We start from the raw sequence: 7409 nt of genomic DNA, 5'->3' as shown, positions 1-7409 counted from the left end.
TGCCGCTGTATTGGTACTGCTCTTGCATCCGGTCAGGGCTCCTAATACAGCCACTGCCGTAAGTACCCCCAGGATTGATTTGCCTGCAATATTTTTCTTCATAATTTTCTCTCCTCTTTTATAAATTGATTTCCTTGGTTTGGGTTATCTCCATCCTGTTACCGGATGGAGTCTATATTATTGCAATTCCTGCGGAACGAACCACAAGCCTGAGTTGTTCTTTTTCATATACTCTTTCAATTCGTCTGAGTGATAAGCAGCCGCGATGTCCTTTGCCCATTTTGTATCTTTGTTTTCTTCTTTTACAACCACCTGTAAAATCAGATGATCTAAAATATCTTCTTGTAAAATGGCGGTAGATGGATCGATGCCTGCATTATAAACAATACTTCCTGTGATCACTGCAAAATCAAAATCATCCAGAGCAGGGGGGATGTTTAACGAATCCATTTCCACAAAATTGATGTTGTACGTGTTTTCAATGATGTCGGATTGTTTCACCGTTTCAAGGGGAACATCCGGGTTAAGCTTAATCCAGCCAGCCTTTTGAAGAAGTGCATAAGCCCGTGCCGTATTGGATGCGTCATTTGGCACTGCAACAATAGCGCCATCCGCTATTGCATCCAAAGAGGTATGCTTTGCAGAAAACAGTCCGGCGGGAACGGTGGGTATGGGGGAGATGGGAACAAGGTTTCCATTTTGCTTATTGTTGAAATTTTCTGCATAAGCAGTATGCTGTTCCACGTTAAAGTCAATTTCACCTTCATTCAACGCGGTATCATTTTGCAGAAGGTCTGAAAAATCAACTACTTCAAGCTGATACCCCTGCTTCTCTAAGATGGGCTTTACTGCATCTTCAAACAATACCGTATAAGGTCCTGCAGCCTTGCCGTATTTCAATGTTTTTTTGTCCTGGCCCAGCTTGCTTTCTTTATTGGCTGAGCAGCCGGCGACAGTGACGGCAAGTAAAGCAGCGATGATAATGAATCCAATTTTTTTCATAAACAGGTTCCTCCTTTATTCACGTGCTCTGACACGTTTTGATAAATAATTTCCAAGCCCTTGAATCAGCTGAACAAACACGATTAATACGATTACGGTTGCTACCATTAAGGGAGTGTTAAATTGCTGATACCCATAGGTCAATGCCAGGTTACCAACACCGCCTCCGCCAATAGCTCCCGCCATGGCGGTTGCACCAAGAAGACCGATGGTACCTGTGGTCAGGGATAAGATCAGCGAACCCAATGCTTCCGGCAGCAAAAAGTGCCAAATAACCTGCACAGGGGTTGCCCCCATGGCTTCCGCCGCTTCGATGATGCCCTTATTAACTTCTAGCAGCGAGCTTTCTACCAGGCGCGAAAGAAATGGTGTTATGTAAAACACCAGGGAAACCAAAGCGGCCTGGGTGCCGATCCGGGTACCCACAATGATTTTTGTCAAGGGCATAATAGCCACCAGCAAAATAATATAAGGCACGGAGCGGACAATGTTAATTGTGTAATTGATCAGGGTATAGACGACTTTGTTTTGCAGGATACCGCCCTTACGTGTAATGGTAAGTAAAATGCCGAGAGGAATCCCAAGAAGTGATCCCAGCACCAGCCCCCAGAACAGCATATAAACGGTCTGGCCGGCTGCAATTACCATCTGTTCGCTGGTAATGCCTAAATATTGCTCAATCATTGTGATTCTCCTCTCCCCCGGTCAAACGTAAGACTTCCACATAAACTCCGGAATCTTCAATAAATTGCTGCACCTCGTCAAGCCTTTTAACGGGACCAAACACCTGCACAATCATAACGCTGAACACTACTCCCTGAAGTTCACAAACAGTGGCAAACAAAATGCTGTTTTCCATGTGGTATTCCGCACTTATGCGGTACAGCAGGGGTTTTCCGGCAATATTTCCTTGAAAACGCAGACGGAAAATCCGGTTTTCCCCCTGATATTTAAGAATTTCCTTGGCAAGGCTCCCTGGTATGCTGTCGTCAATCACAGTCTTTACAAAACTCCTGGTGATTTTATGCTGGGGATTACCGAACACTTCAAGCACTGTACCCTGTTCTAACACCCTGCCGTTATCCATAACCGCAACTTTGTTACAAACATCACAAATAACGTGCATTTCGTGAGTGATCAGGAGAATCGTAACATTCAGCTCCCTGTTTATTTTCTTCAATAGCTCAAGAATAGAATCCGTGGTTTTAGGATCCAAAGCACTTGTAGCCTCGTCGCAAAGTAGGATGCTGGGATTTGTGGCAAGGGCGCGGGCTATGCCGACCCTTTGTTTCTGACCGCCTGAAAGCTTTGATACATTGGTGTGGATTTTATCCTCAAGCTCCACAAACTGCAAGAGCTCTTTTACCCGCTTTTCTATGTCCTTTTTTGGCACTTTGTTTAATACCAGCGGCGCCGCTACGTTCTGAAAGACAGATTTGGACTGGAGCAAATTAAATTGCTGGAAAATCATGCCGATATTTTTCCTCAGCTTTCGTAAGTCCGGTTTTGATAAGGTGGTGATGTCCGTGCCATCAACCAGCACCCGCCCTTTAGAGGGGCGTTCCAATAAGTTTACCAGGCGTACCAGGGTTGATTTACCTGCTCCGCTGAAGCCTATCACTCCGAAAATATCGCCCTCTTCAACCGTAAGGCTGACCTGCCGCAAGGCATGAACTTCACCAGAAGCAGAATCAAACCGTTTACTTACGTTTTGAATTTCAATCATCAGATGCCTCCTCCTGCGCAGGAATCAATTCACCGCTTTTTATGGCAAAAAGAGTTTTTTGTGCTAAAGCTGCGAAATAATCAATAGCCGGCTTTAATGCATTGGTGTCAACTTGAAATTTCGGATGGTGGTTGGGATAGGACTCACCAGTTCCTATGCGAATGAAGAAACCTGGAATCTTTTCCTGGTAAAAGGCAAAGTCTTCTCCGCCGAGAGACGGTGAAGAAGTTTTAACCTTCAGTCCCTGTTCTTTTGCAACGGCGGCAGCGACAGGCTCAAAACACGGGGCATTATTTGTGGCTGGAGGCCCTGCAAGCCAATCTATTTCTGCTTCTGCCCCCTGTGACAATGCAATATGCTGAACCAGCGTGCGGAAACGTTCTTCGATCAACCGGCGATTGTGTCTGCCCATGGTACGCACCGTTCCTTCAAGCTCTGCTGTCTGAGGAATTACATTCCATGTATTTCCTGCCGTAACACGGGTTATGCTGAGCAGGCCCTGAGAAAACGGATCAATATTACGGCTGACGATGCTTTGGGCAAGAGTTACAATCTGTGAGGCTGTAAGTACAGGATCGATTCCGTCCTGAGGGTGAGCCGCATGGCTGCCTTTTCCCGTGAGTCTGACTGTAAACCTGTCAACAGCGGCGGTAACGCTTCCGGAAACAATTCCTACGCTTCCAACCGGGAGTGTGATATCGGTATGAAGGCCGTAGATCCCGTCAACATCATCAAGAACCTTTGTTTTGATTACTTCCAAAGCACCGACAGAAGATTCCTCGGCAGGTTGAAACAGGATTTTCACCGTTCCCTGCAAATGTTCCCGCTGCTCCTGTAATTCTTTTGCCACATACAGCATAACTGTGGTATGGAAATCATGGCCGCAGGCGTGCATTTTTCCAGATATGGCAGAGGCATAGGGTAATTGGGTTTCTTCCTGTACTGGCAGAGCGTCGATATCGCAGCGCAGTGCGATCACAGGACCGTCGTTTGCACCTTGTATTTCTGCTACTAATCCTGTTTTTAAATCCAAATCCAGAATACGGACATTGTAATATTCTAAAAATTCACGAATTCGGCCAGTTGTCTCGTATTCTTCAAAGGATAGTTCTGGATTTTGGTGAAACCAATGGAAGGTTTCTGTAATCTGGTTATAAAGCGTAGAATCAGACATGAACGCTCCTGCCTTTCCTATTTTCTCTTTCCAAATTTTTCATCCCTGTTATTCGGTTCATCCCAGATGGAAACATCCGGTCCCAGGGGAAGAATGTTGTATGGATTGTGCCCATGGCTTCCCAGGAGATATCCCCTTTTTATGGAATCAAAATCCGTGGCTTCTTTAAATGCCGGAATCGTATACAAGTCCTTTGCATAATTCCACAGATTATCAAAATCCGCAATGCGGTTCCTGTTTGTCTTATGGCTGAAATAGTAAGCCACATCAAACCGGGCAAGGGTTACGTATAACCGGATATCAGAATCAGTGAGCCGGTCTCCAAACAGATATCTCCCCTTTGAAAGCCGCTCTTCCAGCCAGTCAAGCCTTCGAAACAGCACATCATACGCAGTTTCATATTCTTTTTGGGACTGGGCAAAGCCTGCTTTGTATACCCCGTTATTCACTTCATGGAATAATATCCCATTGAGATCATCGATTTCCTTTCTTAAATCCTGAGGATACAGATCCGGTGCCCCCGGCTTATGAAATGGCTTCCATACGGTTTCCCAGTAATTTGTCAAACGGTGATAATCGTTGTTGACCACCTTTCTGGTCTTTAAATCCACCACCGTGGGAACGGTTGCCCTTCCTTCATAGTCCGGGTCCGTGGCTGCATAGATTTCCGGGAGATAACGGATTTTAAGAACCGGATCAACTCCGCCCTCGTCAAGGGAAAATTCCCAGCCGTTTTCCGTTCTTACGGGGCTTACCTTACCAACGCTGATCACATCTTCCAGCCCCAGAAGCTTTAGGGCAATGACCTGCCTTGTGGCCCATGGGCAGAGGGGCGTCCATATGAGCCGGTACCGCCCTGCTTCCACCGGAAGCTCTCCCTCCCCTTCACCAAAGGGTGTGACAAAATAATTATCCTGCCTTACAAAAGCGCCTGTTTCAGATACTTCGTGGGTATCTTCCGTAGTCGCTACCTTTCCGAATCTCTCTTCTATTGCCATATTTTCTTCCTTCTTTCCTAAATTTGAGTACAAAAAAAGCAGATGCCCTCTGACACCTGCCTTCTATGCATAAAAGCCATGCACAGGAGTTTCAGGTTTCAAGATACAAATAAAATGACCATTCATTCCGTATTTACAGCAACAACACATCTTCTCATTCATCTGAACCATTTTTAACTCCTTTCCAAACATTTCTGTTTCTTTATACTCATATCTTACCATTCCTATAGGTATTTGTATAATATGAAAAAAATACAGCTGGTAATAAGATAATCTTATAACCAGCTGTTTCCAAAACCACCAGTCATCTTATTACATGAAATAATTTAGCCGAATAAAGGAGTGGACAAATACCGGTCACCGGAATCCGGCAGCAAGACAACGATGGTCTTTCCCTTGTTTTCCGGTCTTTCCGCCAGCAGCTTTGCGGCTTTTAGTGCAGCGCCGGAAGAAATTCCCACCAGAATTCCCTCTGATACTGCAAATGCCTTACCTTCCTTAAATGAATCCTCATTCTCAACGGTAATTATTTCATCGTAAATTCCGGTATCCAGGACTTCAGGCACAAATCCTGCGCCGATACCCTGAATCTTGTGAGGCCCTGGTTTGCCTCCGGAGAGTACCGGACTGCTTGCCGGCTCTACCGCTACAATTCTGACATCCGGTTTCTTTTCCTTTAAATATTGTCCCACACCTGTAATGGTTCCGCCTGTACCTACGCCAGATACAAAAATGTCCACTTCCCCAGCCGTTTGTTCCCAGATCTCCGGGCCGGTGGTTTCCTTGTGCACTTTGGGGTTTGCCTGGTTTACAAACTGACCCAGGATAATAGAACCAGGTATGCTGGTTTTCAGCTCCTCTGCTTTCTCAATAGCCCCCTTCATGCCCTTTGCACCTTCGGTCAATTCTAATTCTGCACCATAGGCCTTTAATAAGTTTCTTCGTTCCACGCTCATGGTATCCGGGAGCGTCAGAATGGTCCGGTAGCCTTTGGCTGCCGCAACGGCTGCCAAACCGATTCCGGTATTTCCTGATGTCGGCTCAATGATGGTTGCTCCAGGCTTTAAAATCCCTTTTTCCTCTGCATCCTCAATCATAGCAAGAGCGATCCTGTCTTTTACGGAACCGGCAGGATTTAAGTATTCCAGCTTAGCCAGAAGCGTAACGCCCTCGATTCCTTCCTTTGCACTGTACCGGCTTAATTTAAGTATCGGTGTTCCGCCAATGAGCTCCACTGCGCTTTCTTTGATTGTACCCATATTCTTTACCTCCGTTTTATATGATATTTAATAGTTTGGTTAATTAAATGAAAATAGAGCGGCTGCCAATTACGGCACCTGCTCCTTTGTTCCGTTGAAAGTATGGATATTTCCCATATTCCAGGATATCAGGCATCATAATAAGCATTACAACAAAGCTATATCTCTATTCATACATACAGCCTGACAACAACATCTATTATTATAAAACCCATAATTTCCTGCTGCCTTGAATTTGAATTCCTTCATAACTGATCATCTCTTTTCATCACCTATATGTTTAATAGGTTTATATGTTATAATTATATTAATACATGAAGAGAAATGTGTCAATACCTTTTTACAATAATTTTATTGATTCCATTGCTGGTCATGTCCTCCTATCACTGATTCACTTATCATCGGAAGCCGGGGGATAAAAAGGATGATCCATGCCAAAGATGCAGAGCCGAACACCCGTTAAGGAAACATGGTGATCGGTTCTGCATCTTTTTGGTATCATCGAAAATGGCGGCGCAATAAATATTTTTCCATATCTTCCATTTTTTATTATAAATCATGAGAAATCTGGTAACACTACTGGTAAATTAATTAGGAGGAACAAAAAATGGTCGCACTAAAAGACAGCGTTACAAAAGAGAACCTTTTAAAAGCTTTTGCAGGAGAATGCCAGGCTTGGCGGCGTTACGAATTTGCCGCATCCCAGGCAAAAAATCAAAATCTTGCCGTTTTATACTGGCTTTTCCATTATACCGGAAATCAGGAGAAGGAACACGCTGAGGTATTCTATAATCACTTAAAGGAGTTCAATGGGCAGGAAATCTCCATAAGCGCCAATTATCCAATTGACAACTCCAATAACATTCTGGAGCTTTTGCAGCTCTCCGCCCAGCACGAAGCTGCCGAGCACGACACAATTTATAAATCCTTCGGCGACAAGGCTAAGGAAGAGGGATTTTCTGCTATCTCAAATTCCTTTTATATGATCGCTGAGGTTGAAAAAGTACACAGCCAGCGTTTTGCACAGTATGCACAGCTGGTGCAAAACAATAAACTCTTTGTAAACGATACGACCACAGAATATATCTGCTTAAACTGCGGCCATATCCATAAAGGTACCACAGCGCCGCAAGTCTGTCCGGTTTGCAGCCATAACCAGGGATATTTTGTACGCCGGGAAGATTCTCCATTCGGAAAATAAACTAAAAAACGCCGAAGACTCGCAAGAACATCGTTTTTATGCGGGTCTC

General features: G+C 44.7%; 7 protein-coding genes. 1 reads left to right on the top strand and 6 read right to left on the bottom strand.

The window, feature by feature from the left end:
• Window positions 1–177: 177 nt before the first annotated feature.
• The 6 genes from RT269_RS22415 to cysK all read right to left on the bottom strand — a co-directional run bounded on the left by RT269_RS22415 (window position 178) and on the right by cysK (window position 6159).
• Window positions 178–1002, bottom strand: a complete 825-nt coding sequence (locus RT269_RS22415; protein ID WP_313185946.1) for a MetQ/NlpA family ABC transporter substrate-binding protein — start codon at window positions 1000–1002, stop codon at window positions 178–180.
• Window positions 1003–1017: 15 nt separating this feature from the next.
• On the bottom strand, window positions 1018–1686 hold the full coding sequence (locus tag RT269_RS22410) for a methionine ABC transporter permease (protein WP_313185944.1): 669 nt from the start codon (window positions 1684–1686) through the stop codon (window positions 1018–1020).
• Complete coding sequence (locus tag RT269_RS22405; RefSeq protein WP_313185942.1) at window positions 1679–2728, bottom strand: methionine ABC transporter ATP-binding protein; 1050 nt, start codon at window positions 2726–2728, stop codon at window positions 1679–1681. Before RT269_RS22405 ends, RT269_RS22410 begins: the two co-directional genes overlap by 8 nt.
• Entirely contained in the window at window positions 2721–3902 is a 1182-nt protein-coding gene (locus RT269_RS22400) for an amidohydrolase (RefSeq protein WP_313185940.1), read from the bottom strand. Before RT269_RS22400 ends, RT269_RS22405 begins: the two co-directional genes overlap by 8 nt.
• A 17-nt stretch (window positions 3903–3919) precedes the next feature.
• Window positions 3920–4900: a glutathione S-transferase family protein gene (locus tag RT269_RS22395; protein WP_313185939.1), complete on the bottom strand. Its 981-nt coding sequence runs from the start codon at window positions 4898–4900 to the stop codon at window positions 3920–3922.
• Window positions 4901–5226: 326 nt separating this feature from the next.
• Window positions 5227–6159, bottom strand: coding sequence for a cysteine synthase A (gene cysK, locus RT269_RS22390; RefSeq protein ID WP_313185938.1), 933 nt, complete (start codon window positions 6157–6159; stop codon window positions 5227–5229).
• Window positions 6160–6766: 607 nt separating this feature from the next.
• Here cysK and rbr point away from each other — a divergent pair.
• A complete protein-coding gene (gene rbr / locus RT269_RS22385; protein ID WP_313185936.1) occupies window positions 6767–7360 on the top strand; it encodes a rubrerythrin in 594 nt (197 codons plus the stop codon).
• Window positions 7361–7409: the final 49 nt, after the last annotated feature.

This window comes from Lacrimispora sp., assembly GCF_032078915.1.
Lineage (GTDB): Bacteria > Bacillota > Clostridia > Lachnospirales > Lachnospiraceae > Lacrimispora.
This window is presented reverse-complemented; position numbering and strand designations above follow the sequence as displayed.